The following is an 18,640-nucleotide window of genomic DNA, read 5'->3' on the forward strand; positions in this document are numbered from 1 at the left end:
GGCGGGTGAACCGGTGAGCGATCCGGCGCGGTGATCGGCTGATCGGTCGCGGACCGCCCTGCGGCGGTCCGCCTACCGCACGGCTCAGGAAAGGGGACGCCCGGCGACGCGGGGCGTCCCCTTTCGCGTGAACCGGGGGGTGCGGGCCGACCAGCCGGGACCATAGGCCGCGCTGAACTCCATAAGCCATTCAGCGCAGCCCGAACGCAATTCGCCGCAACCCGGCCCGCACCGCTCAGCGGCCTCCCCAAGCTGGTCGAAGCAGGGAAGAGCACGGGAGAACCGCTGCGAGGCTTCTGGTTAGGGGAGTGGTGCGCGCTATGGGTGCTCTGGCCGGGAAAGCGGTCGTCGTCACGGGGGCGGGACGGGGACTGGGTGAGGCCTACGCCGAGCAGGCGGCCAGGGCGGGCGCTTCGGTGGTGGTCAACGACGTGGACGCGGACACGGCCGAGCGGGTCGCGGAGCGCATCCGGGACTCGGGCGGGACCGCGGTGGCCAGCGGGCACTCGGTCGCCGACCCCGCGCAGGCCGAGAAGATCATCCGCACCTGCGCCGACGAGTTCGGGCGGATCGACGGGCTGGTCAACAACGCCGGGGTGAACTACGAGTCCAAGCCCTGGGAGGACGACCCGGAGCAGATCCGGCGCACCGTCGAGGTGAACCTGCTCGGGGTCATCTACACCGGCGTCGCGGCGATGCGGGCCATGCGCGAGCAGGGCGGCGGCGGGTCCATCGTGAACATCGGGTCCGGCGCCTACCTGGGGCAGCGCAAGCTCGGCACGTACTCGGCGACCAAGGGCGCGGTGGCCTCCCTCAGCTCGTCGTGGGCGCTCGACCTGGAGCCGGACGGGATCAGGGTCAACTCGGTCTGCCCGGTGGCGCACACGCGGATGGTGGTGGCCTCGCCGCGCGCCAGGAGCGTGGTCACGACCGACCGGGTGCCCGCGAAGGTCGCGCCGCTGGTGGTGTTCCTGCTCGGGGACGCGGCGCGCGGCATCACCGGCCAGGTGGTCCGGTGCAACGGCAAGCACCTGCACCTGGTGGGGCACCCGCAGTTCAAGCAGCCGATCCTGGAGAGCGACGCGTGGGACGACGCGGCGGTGGAGCGGGCGTTCACCGAGCTGTTCCAGGCGCACCTGGAGCCGTACGGGCTGGAGAAGCGGATGCCTCCGCTCACCCGCGAGCTGATCGCGCCCGCGCACACCCGCTAGGGCTCCCGGACCGCCGGTCGTTCCTGCCACGATCGGGGCATGGGCAAACCCAGAGCCACGGACTGGCGGCTGGTGGTGCGCACGCGGGTCGAGCGCGTGCGCGCCGACCTCGCCGCGCTCGGACCGGTCGACCCGCTGGACCAGGAGAGCGCCCGGTGGCGCGAGGTCGCCGAGCGGGAGGCCGCGGTCGTGGACGAGGTGCTGGAGGGCGACCTCGGCCGGTGGCGGACGATCGCGGCGTGGTGGTCCGGGTGGCGCATCGAGCGGGGCTGGCGGGCGCTGCACGAGGCGGAGATCGCCGTGGCGGCGGCCTCGCCGGGGTTCCTCGGGCGGTTGCCGGGGCTGGTGGCGCGGGTCGCCGAGCAGCTGGACGAGACCGATCCCCGGCGGCGGGCCCTGGAGGAGCTGCGGCCGGGGGAGTTCCCGGTCGGGGTCGAGCGGGCGGTCGTGGTGGACGCGCTCCGGGCCGCGTTCGACCGGTCGGACTTCGCGCACGCCGGGTCGCGGGCGCTGCGGAACAAGCTGATCGCGGCCTCGGCGGTGCTGCTCCTGGTGAACACCGCGCTGGGGGTCGTCGGGCTGCTCAGCCCCGGCTACCTGCCGCTGTGCGTGCGGCCCGAGCAGCTGGCCGCCGTGTGCCCCACGGGCGCGGCGGCCGGCGGTGCCGACGTGTGGCTCGTGCAGGCGCTCGGGGGCTTCGGGGCGGTGCTGGCGGCCGTGGTGCTGCTGCTGCGGCGCAGGCCCAGCCTGACGCCCTACGTGACCGTCGGGTACCAGGCGACGATCAAGGTGCTGCTCGGGGCGTCGCTGGCGGTGGTGGGGGTGCTGGCGCTCGGGGCCGGGGTGACCACCGGGCTGATCGGGGTGTCCTCGCAGTCGGCGCTGCTGCTGTGGGCGGTGATCCTCGGCTACTCGCAGCAGGTCGCGACGCGGCTGCTGGACAGCTACGCGGACCGGGTGCTGGAGCAGGCCCGGCCGCTGCCGGGGCACGGCGGCGAGGGCTGAGGGGACAATCGCCGTCGGAGGTCCCGAGGGCCTCCGACGACGATGGACTTCCCGACCGATGAGGAGGGGCGGCCGGTGCGCGCGCTCACCACCCTGGCCCTGGCCGTGCTGCGCTTGCTCGACGAGCGGGACCAGCACCCGTACGAGGTGCGGCAGCGGATGAAGGACGAGGGGCTCGACCGGATCGTCAAGGTCACCCACGGGGCGCTCTACCACGCGTTCGAGGGGCTGGCGAAGAGCGGCCTGATCCGGCCGGTCGAGACGGTGCGCGACAGCGGGCGGCCCGAGCGGACGGTCTACGCGATCACCGAGGAGGGGCGGCGGGTCGCGCGGGAGCGGCTGCGGGAGCTGCTGGGGGCGCCCGTCCCCGAGTACCCGGTCTACTGCGCCGCCCTGGCGTTCCTGAGCCTGCTGCCGCCCGAGGAGGTCGTGGCGCGGCTGGAGCGGCGGGTGGTGCTCCTGGAGTCCGAGCTGGCCGGGGTCGAGGCCGGGTACGCGGCGCTCGTGGAGCAGGGCGTCGCGGGCGTCGGGGTGGTCGAGGTCCGCCACGTCCGGGCGCACGTGCGGACGGACCTTGAGCTCACCCGCGAGCTGGTGGAGGACGTCCGGTCGGGACGGGTGACCTGGACCGCGGACGCCGAGGGCTGACGGCGGGCCGAGGGGCGCCCCGCGCCTCGCCCGCCCGGCGTCCCCGGCCCGCGCTCCCCGCCCCGACCTCTCCAGGGGTGAAGACCCCGCGTGTTCCGGTGCCCCGCGCCGGGGTTCCGGGTTAGCGTCTGCCCGTGCTCGCCGAACTCTTCCGCCAGTCGGCCAGGGACTGCGCGGGAGCCAGTCCGCTCACCTCCACCCTCCTCGCCGCCGCCTCCGCCGACCTCGACTCCGGTGGCCCCACCAGGCGGGTCATGGCCAACGCCGAGCGGGCGCGCGCCGGGGACGTGCCCGCGCTGCGCTTCGCCGCCGCCGTGCACCGCGTCGTGCTGGAGGGCCGCGCGCCCGCGCTCGCCGCGCACTACCCGACCGTCGGCGGCTCCCCGGAGCTCGGGGCGCTCTGGGCGGACGCGCGCGGGGTCGTCGAGGAGCACGCGGACGAGCTGCGGGCCCTCGTCGACACCACGACGGTGCAGACCAACGAACCCGGCCGCAGCGGACCGCTGTTCGGCGGGCTGCACACCGCCACCGCCCTGGCCGCTGCCGCCGCCGGTCGGCGCACGCCGTTCCCGGTGCGGCTGCTGGAGGTCGGGGCCAGCGGCGGCCTCAACCTGCGCCCGCACCGGATCGCCTACCTGCACGGCGACCGGGTGCTCGGCGACCCCGGCAGCCCGCTCCGGCTCGACACCGGCTGGAGCGGCGAGCCCGACGGCGACCTCGACCGCCCGCTCCGCCTCGTGGGCCGCGGCGGCTGCGACCCCAACCCGGTCGACGTGTCCACTGTGGACGGCCGTCAGCACCTGCTCTCGTTCGTGTGGCCCGATCAGCGCGAGCGCTGGACCCGGCTCGGGGCCGCGCTGGACCTGGCCGCCGTCGACCCGGTCCCGGTCCGGCGGGCCCCGGCGTCCGAGTGGCTGGGCGAGCAGCTCGCCCGGCCGGAGCGGGACGTGCTGACGGTGGTGTGGCACTCGGTGGTGTGGCAGTACGCGTCCGCCGCCGAGCGCGCCGCCGGACGCGCGGTGCTCGCGTCCGCCGCGGAGCGGGCCACCGCGGCGGCTCCCCTGGCGCTGCTGGTGTTCGAGCCGCGGCGCGGCCACGACCCCGCCCTGCCCCACGAGTTCCAGCTGCTGCTCAAGCTCTGGCCCGCGGGCCGCTCCCTGCGGCTCGGGGCGGGCGGGCCCCACGGGACGCCCTTCACCTGGGAGAGCGCGCCCTGGGTGTGACGGTCGGGGTCAGGGCTGGCCGGCGATGATCACCGTCACGCTGGCCAGCCAGCACAGCAGGAGGGTGAGGACCCAGAACAGCGGGTTGGTCAGGAGCCTGGTCATGGTGGGGTTCCCGTCGGTCGGGGCGTGCGGGGGGAGGCGACTACAGCCAGCGGTTCCGGCGGAATATCCGGTACAGCGCCAGGCATCCCATCAGGATCACCGCGATCACCAGGGGGTAGCCGAACCGCCAGTGCAGCTCGGGCATGTAGTCGAAGTTCATGCCGTACACACCGACCACCATCGTCGGGACGGAGATGATCGCCGCCCACGAGGTGATCTTGCGCATGTCGCCGTTCTGCTGGAGCGTGATGGTCGCCAGCACGGCGTTGACGAGCGTGGTGAGCAGCTCGTCGAAGTTCATGACCCGCTCGGACACCTCGGTGAGGTGGTCGTCCACGTCGCGGAAGTAGGACCGCACCTGCTCGGGGATCAGCGGCGTGTAGCCCTCGGCCAGCCTGCGCAGCGGCACCGCCAGCGGCATCACCGCGCGCCGCAGCTCCAGCACCTCGCGCTTCATCAGGTAGATCTGGTCGGAGCTGACCCCGCCGCGCGGCGCGAACACCAGCGCTTCCATCTGGTCGATGTCGCTCTCGATCTTCGACGTCACGTCCAGGTAGTTGTCCACCACGTGGTCGGCGATCGAGTGCAGCACGGCGGCCGGGCCGATGCGCAGCTTGTCCGGGTCGCTCTCCAGCTGCTTGCGCACCACGGCGAGCCCGGAGTGGTTGCCGTGCCGCACGGTGATCACGAAGTCGCGGCCCAGGAACACCATGATCTCGCCGCTCTCGACGATCTCGTTCGCGGTGCTCGGCGACTCGTTCTGCACGTACCGGACGGTCTTGAACACCATGAACAGCATGTCGTCGTACCGGTCCAGCTTCGGCCGCTGGTGCGCGTGCACCGCGTCCTCGACGGCCAGCTCGTGCAGCCCGAACGTCTCGGCCACGCCCTGGATCTGCTCCTCGTCCGGCTCGTGCAGGCCGATCCAGACGAACCCCTCGCGGCGCTTGCGCACCTCCTCGACCGCGTCGGTGTGCGTCCAGCGTCCGGGCAGCCTGCTGCCGTCGACGTACACGCCGCAGTCCACGACGTACGCCGACAGCGGCACGGGCAGCGGGGCGCGGGCCGACTCGGTGCGGCGGGCGCGAACGGCGGAACGGCCTCTGAAACCGCTCAAACCGCCGAAAGAGGGCAGGCTGGGCACGGTGTACCTCCGGAGGGTGCGGGCGCGTCGAAGGTGGAGCTGTGGAACGACGACGGCACGTCCCCGACCGGGAGCAAGGGCCTAGCTGCGGGAAGCAGACCCTCCGATGAGGACGCGCGAGGTACTCGCAGGATGGGGATCGTTGCTCATCGCGACTCCTCACCTCCTCAGGTAGCGGTCCGGGCTCATCCCACGCATGGAGAGCCGCACGAACCGCTCCAGATCCTACTCCCGTCCGGTTCACGCTGTCGTGCAGCCCGGCCGGGAGGCCCGTCACACCGTTCGGGACGTCTGTCACACCGGGTGCGACTCCGGGGCCGCGCGGCTCCCGCGGCGGGGTGCGCGGCGCCGTGACCAGCGGGTGAGCCGCTCCGCGCGGTGCGGGACCGCCGGGTCTGGCCCCGAGCCCGGCGGGGTACAACAGGGGCGGGGGCCGCGCCCCCACCCCGGAGGCGACGACGCCCCAGCGCTCCCCGTCCGGGGGGCCGAGGGCCGTTCGCGCCGAGGCGGCAGGCCCGAGCGAAGGAGCGAAGTGACCTCACTGGAACTGGTGCGGGAACGGCTGGCGTCGTTCGCGGAGCGCGGGGCGGCCGACGTCTCCCCGCTGTACGCGCACCTGGCCGCGCGCGCCGCGACCGACGACGCGGTGGCCGGTCTGCTGACCGCCGCGCCGGAGCGCTTCGCGCGCCCCACCCTGCTGCTGGCCGCCGCGCACCGGCTCGCGCAGGCCGAGCCCGTGCACCCGCTGTCCCGCTACTACCCGACGCTCGGCGGCACCCACGGTCCCGACGAGGGGACCTGGCCGCTGTTCCGGGACTTCGTGCTGGAGCGGGCGGACCGGGTGCGCGAGCTGATCTCGACCCGGAGCACCCAGGGCAACGAGGTCGGCAGGGCCGCGCTGCTCTACCCGGCGCTCGCCCGCGTCAAGGGCCCGGTGGGGCTGGTGGAGGTCGGCTGCTCGGCCGGGCTGCTGCTGGGCATCGACCGCTACTCGTACCGCTACCAGAGCGAGCAGGCCGGGCAGGTCGCCGTCGGACCGGCCAAGGCGACGGTGGGCGTGCACTGCGTGCTGGAGCTGGCCCCCGGAGCGACGATGCCCAAGCTGCCGAAGTCGGTGAAGGTCGGCGCCAGGATCGGCCTGGACCGCGCGCCCGCCGACCTGGAGGACGAGGAGACCTACGCCTGGCTGGAGGCCTGCGTCTGGGCGGACCAGCCGGAGCGCCTGCGCCTGCTGGGCGTCGCGGCGGCGGCCCAGCGCAAGGCGAAGCCGGAGTTCGTGACCGGCGACGCGGTGGCGGACCTCGCCAAGGCGGTGGCCCTCGTGCCGGAGGACCAGCCGCTGGTGGTGCTGACGAGCATGGTGCTGCCGTACGTGCCCGTGGCCGGCTTCGTGGACGCCCTGCGCGCCCTGGGGCGCCCGCTGACGTGGGTGAGCCTGGAGTCGTACGGAACGGGGCTGGAGCACCTGCTGCCGGGCCGCGCGGAGCTGGAGGACGGGCACGTGGTCGGGCTGGTGCGGGTGGAGGACGGCGAGGTGCGCTCGGCCGAGGCGCTGGCGCTCGCCGCCCCGAGGGGGCAGCGGCTGACCTGGCTGGTGTGACGGGGCGGAGGCGGGGGAGCGGCTTGCCCAGGGGTGCCGGGTCCGCAGGGGTTCGCAGGGGACGCCGGGCCTGCCGGGGTTCGCAGGGGGCGCCGGGCCTGCCGGGGCTCGCCCAGGGGGGCGCCGGGCCCCCTGGGGTTCGCTCAGGAGGCATCAGGCCTGCCAGGGCTCGCCCAAGGGGCGCTTGGCCCGCTGAGGCTCGCCTCGAGGGCACTTGGCCCGCTGGCGCACCCAGATGGGCACCCGGTCTGTCGGGGCCGTCCCGAGAGACGAGCCGCTCCCCGCCCGAGGCCGCCCGACGCGCGGGCCGGGGCGCACCTCCGCCTGTGGCGCTCGGCTGGCGGGCAGGGGCACTCCACCCGAGGGCGCCCGGCCTACGGACCGGGGCGCCCGCTCAGGGACGCGCCTCAAGGGGGGCGCCTCAGAAGCCGGCCCGACGGAACTGGCCCCAGGAGCCGACCCGACGGCACCGGCCCGACGGCACCGGCCCGACGACGGAACCGGCCCTAGGAGCGGGCGCTTCCGGAGTGGGCGCTTCCGGAGTGGGCCGCTTCCTGGGCGGGCCACTTCCTGGGCGGGCCACTTCCTGGGTTGGCCGCCTCCGGGGCGGGCCCGACGGATGATCAAGATCACATCATCGCCCTCCGCCCGCTCATCTCACCCCATCTCGGTGCGCTCGCCCTATTCAGCGCTCACTGAGACCGCGCAGGTGAAGCCCTGGTCACCCACCGCATCCACAACGTCACCCGCAGGTCAACCCCTCAGCCACCCACTCCACCCGACCGGTTCGCGCCTCACGGGAACCTCACGCGTCCGGGTGGTACAAAGATCGTCCCCAGGGCTCCGGCCCGGCCTCCCCCGCGTCCCGTGCGCCTGACGTGGATCACCGGTGTGGCGAAGATCGCAACTACCGGTGAACAGGTGTGCCCGAAGCGTCGCCAGGGCATTCGATCTCCGGATAGGCGCAGGCAGGGGCCTTGTCCTCGGCTCTCGCGCGCCTCCGCGGCGGCGAGGCGCCCGAGCCCCGTGCTGCCCAAAGATCGTCACTCTGCGTATCTATTTTGCGGACATTCGGACGATCAAGCGCGGACGATCGCCCCCGGCAGGTCCGAACGGATGACGCGCCGTCGCAACCCGTCCCTCACCTGGGGGATCGGCGCTGCGCAGCAGGTGGCAGCCTGCGGTCGGTCGCCGTCCCGGCTGCTCTGGAGCGGCGCATCGCGTCGCGTGCGCCCAGCGTTACGGCTACTCTCCGTCATGGCACCGGTTCGGCGGTGCACCGCGCTGACCCATGTGCGGTACAAAGCTCCCAACGTGCTGCCTGGTGCGGTACAACGGGTCTCACTGGCGCCAAACGGGTGCGGTAGCGAACGGGGTTGATCATCGTGAACCTGAAGAAGATCCTCACCTTCGCCGGAGTCGGCTTGCTCTTGTTCTTCCTCATCGCGGAGCCGACCCAGGCGGCCCAGACGGTGACGAACATCCTGAACACGCTCCGGGAAGCGGCTGAGGCGCTCATCACCTTCGTGAAGCAGCTCTTCTGATCCAACCCGGCTCACCGGCTCCACCCCCACCGGCGCGGAGGGTCACAGCATGTTCGCACCACGAGACCCCGACGAGTACCTGCTGTCGACGGAGCGAAGGGTCATCAGGGTCCGCAGGCACTGGTCAGTGCTCCTGGGAGACCTCCTGGAGGCCTTCGCCCTGCTCGCGGGCTGCATGATCATTTCTTCACTGCTGCCCCAGAGCCTCGGCTTCGTCCAGAACATCCTCTGGTACGCGTCGCTCATCGTGGTGCTCAGGCTGGCCTACCTCGTGATCGAGTGGTGGGTGGAGCGCATCGTCGTCACGGACAAGCGGTTCATGCTGACCTCGGGCGTGTTCGACACCAAGGTCGCCATGATGCCGATCTCCAAGGTCACCGACCTCACCTACGAGCGCACCTTCGTCGGACGCATGTTCGGCTTCGGCACGCTCATCGTGGAGTCGGCGGGTCAGATCCAGGCGCTCAACCGCCTGGAGTTCCTGCCCAACCCGGAAGAGGTGTACGACGCCATCTCCGAGCTGACCTTCGGCGACAAGAAGGCGCAGGCCGAGCGCTTCTCCATGATCAAGGCTCAGCGGGCGGCCCGAGGTAAGAAGATGGTCCCCTAGTAGTTCAGACTGGGCGGGTGCGCATCGACCTGCACACCCACTCGACCGAGTCGGACGGCACCGACACACCCGCTGGACTGGTGGCCGCCGCGGCTGACGCAGGCCTGCACGCGATCGCGATCACCGATCACGACACCGCGGCGGGCTGGGCGGAGGCCGCGGCGGCACTGCCCGCCGGGATGCGCCTGGTGCGCGGCGCCGAGCTCTCCTGCGCCTCCGACGACGGCCGGGGCAGGGTGATCACCGTCCACCTGCTCGCCTACCTCTACGACCCCACCTCGCAGGCCCTCGTCGAGGAGCAGCAGCGGCTGCGCCTCGAGCGCAGGCAGCGCCTGCGGCTGATGGCCGAGCTCATGCGCGAGGACGGCTTCCCCGTCGACCCCGACGAGATGATGGCGTCCATGCCCGCCGACGCCCCCGCGGGCCGACCCCACCTCGCCATGGCCCTGATCAGGGGCGGCGTGGTCACCAGCGTGGACGAGGCGTTCGCCCGCTACCTCACCTCGGGCCGCTACTACGTCCCCCGCACCGACACCCCCGTCGCCCGCGCGATCCAGATGATCGAGGACGCGGGCGGCGTGACCGTCCTGGCCCACCCCTTCGCGGTCTCGCGCGGCCCGGTCATCAGCGAGGAGGTCCTGGCCTCCCTGGCCGACCAGGGCCTGGCGGGCGTGGAGGTCGACCACCCCGACCACGACCCCGCGACCCGCACCCGCGTTCGCGGCCTGGCCCGCGAACTGGGCCTGCTCACCACCGGTTCCAGCGACTACCACGGCACCAACAAGACCACCCGGATCGGCGCGGAGACGACGGCCCCGGAGGTCCTGGACGAACTGGCCGACCGCGCGACCGGCTGCAAGGTCCTCACCGGCTAGCGGGCGGGCAGCGCACAGCCCGCCCAGGGGTGGTGCGCGCTGTCGGTGGTCCTCGGTAGCGTTGCCCCCGTGCAGGAGCAGCTAGGTCTGGACTTCGGCGCGCCTCCGCGCAAGCTGGTCCGGGTCACCCCCGCCAAGCTCGCCACGTGGGCCGACTGCCCGCGCCGGTTCCGCATGGCCTACGTCGACCGCCCGAGCCCGGCCCGCGGCGGCCCGTGGGCGCACAGCGCCATGGGCGCGGCCGTGCACAACGCGCTCAAAGCCCTGTTCGACCTGCCCCCGGCCCAGCGCTCACCCGACCGGGCGGTGGCGCTGCTCACCCGCGCCTGGAAGTCCGACGGCTTCCGGGACGCCGAGCAGTCCTGGCGCTACCGGGACCGCGCCGCGGGCTGGGTGCGCGACTACGTCGAGGACCTGGACACCACGATCGACCCGATCGGCGTCGAGCGCTGGGTGTCCGCCCCCACCGGCACGATCGTCGCCGAGGGCCGGGTGGACCGGATCGACCTGCGCGGCGACGAGCTGGTGATCGTCGACTACAAGACCGGCAAGCACGCCCTCTCCGCCGACGACGCCCGAGGCTCCCAGGCCCTCGCCCTCTACGCCGTCGCCGCCCGCCGCACCCTGCGCAAGCCGTGCGCCAGGGTCGAGCTCCACCACCTGCCGACCGGCTCGGTAGCCGTGTGGGAGCACACCGAGGAGAGCATCGGCAGGCACGTGGCGCGCGCCGAGGAGGCCGCGGACGACATCGTGCTGGCCGAGAGCACCCTGGCCGCGGGCGCGGACCACGACGAGGTCTACCCGCCCAGAACGGGCAGGCAGTGCTCCTGGTGCGACTTCAGGCGCCACTGCCCCGAGGGCCAGGAGGCCGCGCCGACGATCGACCCGTGGGCGCTGCTCGCCCCCTGACCACCCCACCGCCCCGCTGGTGGAACGACGAGCGTGCAACCGACGATGGGGAAACCATGGCGATGAGTGACGCGGCGACGGTCGAGTTCCCCGCGCAATCCGCACGCCCCCACACCCCGCAGCGCCCAGACCCGGCGCCGCTGCGACTGTGGCGAGGCTTCAGCGGCTCCCTGGCAGCAGGCCTGGTCCTGCTCCTGGCGGTAGAGCTATTCGTACAACTCTGGGCCTCAGGCCACTCGGTCCCAGGCCCAGGAACCGCAGTGGTAACCGGCCACGCAATCGCAGCCGCCCTGGCGATAACCGCCCAACTGGCAGCAGACCGCACCAAGTCCTGGACCTCAGCCGCCCTGGCGACAACCGTGGTCCTGGTGACCGCCGTATCCCTCTGGTTCCTCTGGTGGGCCTGACAACACCACAGAAACCAGGACGCCCCACTCCCGCGCCCACTACTCCACGCCGCAGGTTGACCACTTCGCGGGTTAACCGCCTCGCGGGCTGACCGCCTCGCGGGCTAACCACTTCGCGGGCTAACCACTTCGCGGGCTAACCGCCTCGCGGGCTGCAGGGCGAGCGAAGCGAGCCCGCAGCCACCCCATCCCGCGTCCCTCTTCTCCGTTTGGCCTGGCGAAGCCCGAGCGCAGGTGTCAAGACGCCGCCGCACCGCCCGGCAGACCACTCGAGTCATACGGCGTCTTGACGCCTGTGCTTGCCTGAAAGGAGGCCAAACGGAGAAGAGGGACCCCGCCCACCGCAGTGGTAAACCGGACCACCAACAAAAGCGCCACCGGCCGGCAGAGCCCGTGTCCCCTCTTTTTTGGAGGTCTGCCCCGCCGGCGAGGCGTGCTTGTGGCCCTTCAGCTCTTGCTCTTCAACCCCAACCCCTACCCCAACCAAGACCGCCAGGTGGGCAACAACGTCCCCAACAACTCCTCCGGCGCCTCGGTATTGGGCGAATGCCCAACTCCGCCCAACACCGCGAAATCCGCATCCAACCGCTCAGCCATGTCCCTCTGAGCCGTGGGAGACCAGGCGTCGTCCAACGCCCCGCACACCACCAACCCAGGCACCCCGCCCACCCGCATCACCCTGGCCAACTTCGCCACCAGATCCGGTTCGACCCGCAGCCCCTCGCCCATCCCGAGCATCGCGGCAGTCCCGGACCGCAAGAACCGCGTCCGCCAGAACTCCACCAACTCCGCCGTCGCACCCCCGCGCGCCGGGTCAGCCAACCTCCGCGCCTCCACCACCGCGTAAGCCGCCTCAAGCCCCCGCTCGCGCACGATCCGCTCACCAGCGTCCAACGCCGTCCGCCGAGCCCCCTGCGGCAACTCCGACGGCCCGGACGACAACAACGTCACCCCGCTCACCGGAGCCCCCGCGAGCACCGCCCCCCGAGCCACCAGCCCGCCGAACGAGTGCCCCAGCAACAGCACCCGCCGCCCCTCGGCGACGAGCTTCCCCACCAGCTCCGCGACCACCGCCCCCAGCGCCTGCGGCCGGTGCTCCCGCTCCACCTCGGACCCCGGCGACTCGTACTGCCCAGGCAAATCCACCGCCACCACCTCGAACCCGGCGTCGGCGATCGGGTCCAGCAACGGCGCGAAGTCCTCCTTGCTGCCCGTGAACCCTGGCAGCAGCAACGCCGTCGCCCCCAGATCAACCCCCACCGCAGGCGCCCTCAGCGCGGCCAGGTGCCCGTGCCGCGACGGCAGGTCCACGCGAAGTGCCCGATGCGGGGTGAGCTGCGCTTTCTCCACCCCTAGAGTCTGCCTCAAGACAGCCCTACCGCAGCGCGACCAGCTCGCCCCCGCGCTGCTCCAGCACCACGGGCCCGTTGGTCGCCATCACCACGTCACCGCCGTACCCACCCCGGTTGACCGGAATGGCCCCGATCTCCTCACCGGTCACCTGGTCCAGCACGACCAGCCCGTCCGCCACCGGGAGCAGCGCCTTCCCGGCCAACGTGGTCCCGGCCCCCACCGTCCCCTCCCTGGTCCACCGCGGCGTCAAGTCCTCCAACGACAACGCGATCGTCCGCGACCCCGTGTGCCAGTACACGTTCGCCGTGCTGTGGTAGGTCGCAGCCACCCGCCCCGGCGGGTCCCCGGCCAGCTCGGCCGCGCTCACCTCAACGGGGATCTCCGAGATCAACCCGCCGGTCTGCGAGTCGAACAGCACCAGCTTCCCCGGCACCGCCACCGCCACCCGGTTCGCCGTCACCGCGATCACCCGCGCGTTCGTCGCCCCCACGCTCACCGTCGTGATCACGCCGGGCTCGTCCGACTTCTCCGGGTTCGGCTTCAACACCGTCACCCGGTCACCCGACTCCAGGTCCGGGCACCGCTCCAGCACCGCGACCTTGCCGCCCGTCACCGCGAACGACCCGTACGTGCAGTTGGTCCTGGGCTGCTTGTTCGGGTTCACGATCGCCCTCAGCCGCCCGTACTCCATCGACCGCACCAGGTCGTCCCGCCGGTACACCTCGAAGTACCGCTCCCCGGTGACCACCACGTGCGAACCCTCGTTCAACAGCCTGGTCCCCAGCTCGGCGTCACCGTCCCGCTGCGGCCCGCGAGCGCCGGAGGCCGCGTCCAGCGACGTGACCTCCGAGCAGTTCGTCCCCTTCGTGTGCACGGCGAACGGCCGGTTCCACGCCGTGCCCACCGTGCACAGCGGCAGGTCCCTGCCGTACCGCCACCGCACGTCGCCGGTCAGCGGGTCCCGGCCGACGACCTCGCCGCCCTCGCCGGTCACCACGACCCCGTTCGCCACCACCGGCCCCGGCGTGGCCGGGCTGACCGCCCGCCACACCTCGGACAGCGACGGCGGCAGCGCCGTCGCCTCCGGCAGCGCGGGCAGCTCGCTCGGCCCGGTCTGCGACGTCGTCGCGCGCACGTCGCTGGTCAACCACACCAGCAGCCCGCCGAGCAGCGCCCCCACCACGACCAGCGCCACCGCCGCGTAGTCGCGGCGGGTGCGCCACGGCCGGGCGGACGGCGGCGGCACCGGCTCGTCCGCCACCCAGCCCGCAAGACCATCGCGCCCCTCGGGGCCTGCGCCCTCCCCGAGATCAGCGCGCTCCCCGAGACGGGACCGCTCCCCAGGACCGAACCGGTTCCCGGAATCGGATCGTTCCCCGGAATCGGACCGTTCCCCAGGACCGGGCCGCTCCCCAGGACCGGGGTGCTCCACCCCGCCCGGCGCCCGGAGCACGTCCTCCTCCGGCGCCCCCGGCACGACGCGCCCGTCCGACTCCGCCTGTTCCGGCTGGACCACTGCCCGGCTCCCGAGTGCTCGGCTTGATCGCTGTCGTGCCTCAGTCTGCCGAGGGAGCCGTCTCGGTGGTAGCACCGGCCTCCCCGGAAGGACGACGACGCCTGCGCCTGCGCGGCTTGGCGTCACCGGGCGCCTCCGCCTTCGACTCCTGCGCCTGCCCGGAACCCGACCCGGACTCACCGCCGCCGACCTGCGCGGACGTCGACGCCGACACGGACTCGCCGCCCGCGCCGTCGCCCGCCGCCTCGCCCGAGGCCACGCCGCCCCGGCTGCGGCGCCTGCGCCTCGGCCTGGTCGACTTCTCCTCGCCGGACTCACCGGCCTGCCCGGCCTGCCCGCCCTGCTGCGGGGCGCTCGACGCGGCCTCGCCCTCGCCGGAACCGGCGCGCCCGGTGCGACCGGAGCGGCGACGGCCCTTCGCGGGCTTCTTGTCGCCCTTCAGGTTCTCCTCGGGCTCCGCGTCCAGGCCCGCGCGGGTGCGCAGCCCCAGCGGCAGCCTGCCGGTCGACCCGGCAGGGATGCCCAGCTCGGCGAACAGGTGGTCCGAGGTCGAGTAGGTCTCCACCGGCTCGCGCTTGCCCAGGTTCAGCGCGTCGCTGATCATCTGCCAGCGCGGGATCTCGTCCCAGTCCACCAGGGTCACCGCGACGCCCGTGCGGCCCGCGCGGCCGGTGCGGCCGATGCGGTGCACGTAGGTCTTCTCGTCCTCGGGGCACTGGTAGTTGACCACGTGCGTGACGCCCTCGACGTCGATGCCGCGCGCGGCCACGTCCGTCGCGACCAGCACGTCGATCTTGCCGGAGCGGAACGCCCGCAGCGCCTGCTCGCGCGCGCCCTGGCCCAGGTCGCCGTGCACGGCGGCCACCGCGAACCCGCGCTCGGCCATGTCGTCGGCGACCTTCTGCGCGGTCCGCTTGGTCCGCGTGAAGATCATCGACAGGCCCCGGTCGCGCGCCTGGAGCACGCGGGCCAGCAGCTCCACCTTGTCCAGCGCGTGCGCCCGGTAGATGAACTGCTCGGTGCGCTCGTGCACCGCGCCCGCGTCGTTCTCCTCGGCGCGCACGTGCGTCGGCTGGTTCAGGAACGTCCTGGCCAGCGTGATGATCGGCCCCGGCATGGTCGCCGAGAACAGCATGGTCTGCCGCTCGTCGGGAACCATCCGCAGCACCCGCTCGATGTCGGGCAGGAAGCCCAGGTCGAGCATCTCGTCGGCCTCGTCCAGCACCAGGCTGCGGACCTTGCCCAGCACCAGGTGGCGCTGCTCGGCCAGGTCCAGCAGGCGGCCGGGCGTGCCGACCACCACGTCCACGCCCTTGCGCAGCGCCGCGATCTGCGGCTCGTACGGCCTGCCGCCGTAGATCGCCAGCACCCGGACGTCCATGTGCTTGGACGCGTCGGTCAGGTCGTGCGTCACCTGGAGGCACAGCTCGCGGGTGGGCACGACCACCAGGGCCTGCGGGGTCCCGTCGCCGGGCGTGGTCACCCGCTGGAGCAGCGGGATGCCGAAGCCCAGCGTCTTGCCGGTGCCCGTGCGGGCCTGGCCGATCACGTCCTCGCCCGCCAGCGCCAGCGGCAGCGTCAGCTCCTGGATGGCGAAGGCGCGCTCGATGCCCGCCTCGCCCAGCGCGCGGACTATCTCCTCGCGCACGCCCAGCTCGGTGAACGTCGGCGCCTCGGGCTGCACCGGCGCGTTCGCCTCCAGCGGGCGTGAGTCGTCGGTCTCGGGCAGGCCCGCCTCGCTGTGCTCCAGCTCAACCGGGTCCACGTGCGTGTCCTCGTTCGTCGCGGTCAGGATGATCGCCTCTCTCGTACCAGCGCGCACGGCCTGTACGGGCCGCTCGACCGCGCCTGCCGCTCAGCGGTCCGCTCGGGGACCGGGCGTGGCGCGGGAGGGCCTGCGAGGTTTGTGCGCGCACCCTCACCAGGCGGCACGGTGCCGCCGTGATCCACCCGTCTGCAGCGCACCACGCCCCGGAGTCCGGGGGACCCCGCTCGGGAACCCCGCTTCGGGACCCCCATCTCGGGGCGCGGCGGCGTCGTGCGCCGGGCGTCAAGGGGAAACTGTACCCGGTGACCAGTCCGTTCGTGCTGGAAAGCCGAGCGGTCCGCGCGTGCGTCGCGCCTCATCGGGCCGACTAGGCTCGCTCGCATGAGCGACGCTGTGGCCGCTGGGGCGGTCGGGTCTGACCAGTTCGCGGAGGGGGTCGTCGACCTGCTCGGCGCGCTGGCGTACGGGGAGCTGTCGGCGTTCGAGCGGCTCGCCGAGGACGCGAAGGCCGCGCCGACGCTGACCGGACGCGCCGCGCTGGCCCAGATGGCGGCGGCCGAGATGGGGCACTTCGCGCTCCTGGAGCGGTACCTCGCCGAGCGGAATCACTCGGTCGAGGAGGCAATGGGCCCGTTCGTGAAGGGTTTCGACGGGTTCCACGCGTCCACCGCGCCCCGGACCTGGCTGGAGTCGCTGGTCAAGGTGTACGTCGGCGACGGGCTCGCGGCCGACTTCTACCGCGAGGTCGCCGAGTGGCTGGACGACTCGGCGAAGCCGCTGGTGCTCGCCGTGCTGGCCGACACGGGCCACTCGGCGTTCGCCGAGCGCGAAGTCCGGGCGGCCTGCGAGAGCGACCCGGCGCTGCGCGACCGGCTCACCCTGTGGGGGCGCAGGCTCCTCGGCGAGGCGTTGACGCAGGCCCAGTACGTGGTGGCCGAGCGGGACGGGCTCGCCGAGCTGATCGTGCGCGGATCGGGTGACCTCGCGGGCATCGCGGCCCTGTTCCGCAGGCTCCAGCACAGCCACACGAAGCGCATGGCGGCGCTCGGACTCGGCTAGGGTTGCGAGCGGTTAGCCAACAACTCGCGCACGGAGGTCAGCGTGGAGGTCAGGGTCGGCGTCGTGGACAGCCCCAGGGAACTCGTGGTGTCGAGCGCACTCACCCCCGAAGAGGTGGAGTCCCAGGTCGGCGACGCGCTGAAGGCGGGCAGTGGTCTGCTGACGCTGGTCGACCAGAAGGGCACCCGGTTCGTCGTGCCCGCCACGCGCGTCGCGTACGTGGAGATCGGCCCGGCGGACGGCCGGAAGGTCGGCTTCGCGGCGAGCTGAGCCAGGCCGCCGGTCCACGACCGGCTGAGCCGCACGAGCTTCACCCGAGGGGGTGGCACCGGACCGGTGCCACCCCCTCGGCGCGTCCGGGTGAGGGCGGGGGGCTCCGGACCGGGGTGGGGAAGGCGCGGGCGGGGCTTCGGCGCTCGCGGGTCGGCGGTTCGGGAATCCTGCGGGCCGAGCGCACGGGCCGCCTCAGGCCGTGGGGAACGGGGGCGCGCCGGTGCCCGCGACGCGGTAGCGGCCCCACGGGTCGGGGTCGCCGAGCGAGCCGGTCGCCGAACCCGCCGGGGTGCGCAGGTCGGCGGTGCGGGCGCCCGCCTCCACCAGGCCGGTCACCCGCGGGTCCGCCGCGATCCGGCCGTACCAGTGGTAGCGGCCGTCGATCGGCTGGAAGAACCCGCGCAGGTCCACCTCGACCGGGACCTCGTGCCCGCCGAGGAGCAGCACCGCCGGACCGGAGTAGCCCTCGTGGTCCTCGAACTGCCCTTCGGGCTGCCCGTCGGGCGCCGGCTCGGGCCCCGCGCCCGCGCCCGTCACGGCTGCTCACCGACCAGCCGCAGTCCCGCCTGCGCCTGTCCCGCCTGCGCCGCTCCCCCCTGCGCCGCTCCCGCCCGCCCCGACCCCACCGGCGCCTGCCCCGCTCCCGCCCGCCCCGCCTGCCCGCTCGCCCCGCTCACCCGCGCCTCGATCGGCTCGTCCGGGTCCAGCACGACCCCGGCCGACCGCAGCAGCCCGTCCAGGGCGTGCCAGATGATCGTGCTCAGGTAGTCGCCCAGGCTGGCCCGCGACATCGACTGGCGGTCCAGCCACCAGTCGCCTGCGTTCTGCACCATGCCGACCAGCGCGTGCGCCCACGGCTCCGCGCCGCCCGAGTCCATCCCGTTCGCCCGGAGGAAGTCGCCGAACAGCCTGGTCAGCGCGGTGGCGATCATCGCCTTGTCCTCGCCGACCACGTCCTGCTCGACCGGTCGCTCGGCGAACGCCGCCCGCACCACGAACCGGTACAGGTGCGGGTGCTCCTCGATCACCGACAGGTACGCGTCGACGATCCGGGTGATCCGGGCCCGCAGCGACCCGTCGCCCTCGATCGCGGGCCCGAGGCGGTCCATCAGCAGCTCGGTCGCCCGCCTGCCCACGGCCAGGTACAGGTCGGCCTTGTCGGCGAAGTGCCGGTACAGGACGGGCTTGCTCACCCCGGCCTCGCCCGCGATCTCGTCCATGCCCACGTCGGCCCCGTGCCTGGCCACCGCCCGGATCGTGGCCTCCACGAACTCGGCCCTGCGCGCCTCGCGGTGGCCCTTCCAGCGCTCCCGCCGCGCGTCCGTCCCGCCCTTGACAGTCCGCACCATGCGGCGCACGCTACCAGAGGTAACCGTTACTTCAGGTAACA

At 73.3% G+C, this 18,640-nt stretch carries 17 protein-coding genes; 11 read left to right on the top strand and 6 right to left on the bottom strand.

Annotated elements, in window-relative coordinates:
* Nucleotides 1–320 precede the first annotated feature (320 nt).
* The 4 genes from CNX65_RS04010 to CNX65_RS04025 all read left to right on the top strand — a co-directional run bounded on the left by CNX65_RS04010 (nt 321) and on the right by CNX65_RS04025 (nt 4,087).
* A complete protein-coding gene (locus CNX65_RS04010; protein ID WP_096491554.1) occupies nt 321–1,211 on the top strand; it encodes an SDR family NAD(P)-dependent oxidoreductase in 891 nt (296 codons plus the stop codon).
* A 39-nt stretch (nt 1,212–1,250) separates the two neighbouring features.
* On the top strand, nt 1,251–2,216 hold the full coding sequence (locus tag CNX65_RS04015; protein ID WP_096491555.1) for a hypothetical protein: 966 nt from the start codon (nt 1,251–1,253) through the stop codon (nt 2,214–2,216).
* 42 nt (nt 2,217–2,258) lie between these two features.
* Nucleotides 2,259–2,864, top strand: coding sequence for a PadR family transcriptional regulator (locus CNX65_RS04020; protein ID WP_096491556.1), 606 nt, complete (start codon nt 2,259–2,261; stop codon nt 2,862–2,864).
* A 134-nt stretch (nt 2,865–2,998) separates the two neighbouring features.
* Nucleotides 2,999–4,087, top strand: a complete 1,089-nt coding sequence (locus tag CNX65_RS04025; RefSeq protein ID WP_096491557.1) for a DUF2332 domain-containing protein — start codon at nt 2,999–3,001, stop codon at nt 4,085–4,087.
* A 145-nt stretch (nt 4,088–4,232) separates the two neighbouring features.
* Here the strand turns inward: CNX65_RS04025 and corA are convergent, their stop codons facing one another.
* A complete protein-coding gene (gene corA, locus CNX65_RS04030) occupies nt 4,233–5,336 on the bottom strand; it encodes a magnesium/cobalt transporter CorA (RefSeq protein WP_096491558.1) in 1,104 nt (367 codons plus the stop codon).
* Between the two features lie 532 nt (nt 5,337–5,868).
* Here corA and CNX65_RS04035 point away from each other — a divergent pair.
* The 5 genes from CNX65_RS04035 (at nt 5,869) to CNX65_RS04050 (ending at nt 10,874) form a co-directional block, all read left to right on the top strand.
* The gene (locus CNX65_RS04035) at nt 5,869–6,936 is read left to right on the top strand and encodes a DUF2332 domain-containing protein (RefSeq protein ID WP_096491559.1); all 1,068 of its coding nucleotides are present in this window, start codon (nt 5,869–5,871) and stop codon (nt 6,934–6,936) included.
* Nucleotides 6,937–8,321: 1,385 nt separating this feature from the next.
* Entirely contained in the window at nt 8,322–8,480 is a 159-nt protein-coding gene (locus CNX65_RS35965) for a hypothetical protein (protein ID WP_012783441.1), read from the top strand.
* Between the two features lie 49 nt (nt 8,481–8,529).
* Nucleotides 8,530–9,090 (top strand): PH domain-containing protein, encoded by a 561-nt coding sequence (locus CNX65_RS04040; RefSeq protein WP_096491560.1) that lies wholly within the window; start codon nt 8,530–8,532, stop codon nt 9,088–9,090.
* Between the two features lie 17 nt (nt 9,091–9,107).
* The gene (locus CNX65_RS04045; protein WP_096491561.1) at nt 9,108–9,965 is read left to right on the top strand and encodes a PHP domain-containing protein; all 858 of its coding nucleotides are present in this window, start codon (nt 9,108–9,110) and stop codon (nt 9,963–9,965) included.
* A 69-nt stretch (nt 9,966–10,034) separates the two neighbouring features.
* Nucleotides 10,035–10,874 (top strand): RecB family exonuclease, encoded by an 840-nt coding sequence (locus CNX65_RS04050; protein ID WP_096491562.1) that lies wholly within the window; start codon nt 10,035–10,037, stop codon nt 10,872–10,874.
* Nucleotides 10,875–11,755: 881 nt separating this feature from the next.
* Here CNX65_RS04050 and CNX65_RS04055 read toward each other — a convergent pair.
* The 3 genes from CNX65_RS04055 to CNX65_RS04065 all read right to left on the bottom strand — a co-directional run bounded on the left by CNX65_RS04055 (nt 11,756) and on the right by CNX65_RS04065 (nt 15,972).
* Nucleotides 11,756–12,631: an alpha/beta fold hydrolase gene (locus tag CNX65_RS04055; protein ID WP_232519693.1), complete on the bottom strand. Its 876-nt coding sequence runs from the start codon at nt 12,629–12,631 to the stop codon at nt 11,756–11,758.
* Between the two features lie 25 nt (nt 12,632–12,656).
* A complete protein-coding gene (locus CNX65_RS04060; protein WP_232519694.1) occupies nt 12,657–13,895 on the bottom strand; it encodes an Rv3212 family protein in 1,239 nt (412 codons plus the stop codon).
* A gap of 295 nt (nt 13,896–14,190) precedes the next feature.
* Nucleotides 14,191–15,972 carry a DEAD/DEAH box helicase gene (locus tag CNX65_RS04065; protein WP_096491565.1) on the bottom strand — a complete coding sequence of 594 codons (1,782 nt, stop codon included), beginning with the start codon at nt 15,970–15,972 and terminating at the stop codon, nt 14,191–14,193.
* Nucleotides 15,973–16,299: 327 nt separating this feature from the next.
* Here CNX65_RS04065 and CNX65_RS04070 point away from each other — a divergent pair, with 327 nt between their 5' ends.
* Complete coding sequence (locus CNX65_RS04070) at nt 16,300–16,977, top strand: ferritin-like fold-containing protein (protein ID WP_096491566.1); 678 nt, start codon at nt 16,300–16,302, stop codon at nt 16,975–16,977.
* Nucleotides 16,978–17,019: 42 nt separating this feature from the next.
* Entirely contained in the window at nt 17,020–17,247 is a 228-nt protein-coding gene (locus CNX65_RS04075) for a DUF3107 domain-containing protein (RefSeq protein WP_012783449.1), read from the top strand.
* A 195-nt stretch (nt 17,248–17,442) separates the two neighbouring features.
* Here the strand turns inward: CNX65_RS04075 and CNX65_RS04080 are convergent, their stop codons facing one another.
* Together CNX65_RS04080 and CNX65_RS04085 are read right to left on the bottom strand one after the other, a co-directional pair.
* Nucleotides 17,443–17,787: a DUF4873 domain-containing protein gene (locus CNX65_RS04080; protein ID WP_096491567.1), complete on the bottom strand. Its 345-nt coding sequence runs from the start codon at nt 17,785–17,787 to the stop codon at nt 17,443–17,445.
* Nucleotides 17,784–18,599, bottom strand: a complete 816-nt coding sequence (locus tag CNX65_RS04085; RefSeq protein WP_096491568.1) for a TetR/AcrR family transcriptional regulator — start codon at nt 18,597–18,599, stop codon at nt 17,784–17,786. The genes CNX65_RS04080 and CNX65_RS04085 overlap by 4 nt, the downstream gene beginning before the upstream one ends.
* Between the last annotated feature and the right edge of the window lie 41 nt (nt 18,600–18,640).

This window comes from Actinosynnema pretiosum (assembly GCF_002354875.1).
In the GTDB taxonomy this organism is placed as follows: domain Bacteria; phylum Actinomycetota; class Actinomycetes; order Mycobacteriales; family Pseudonocardiaceae; genus Actinosynnema; species Actinosynnema auranticum.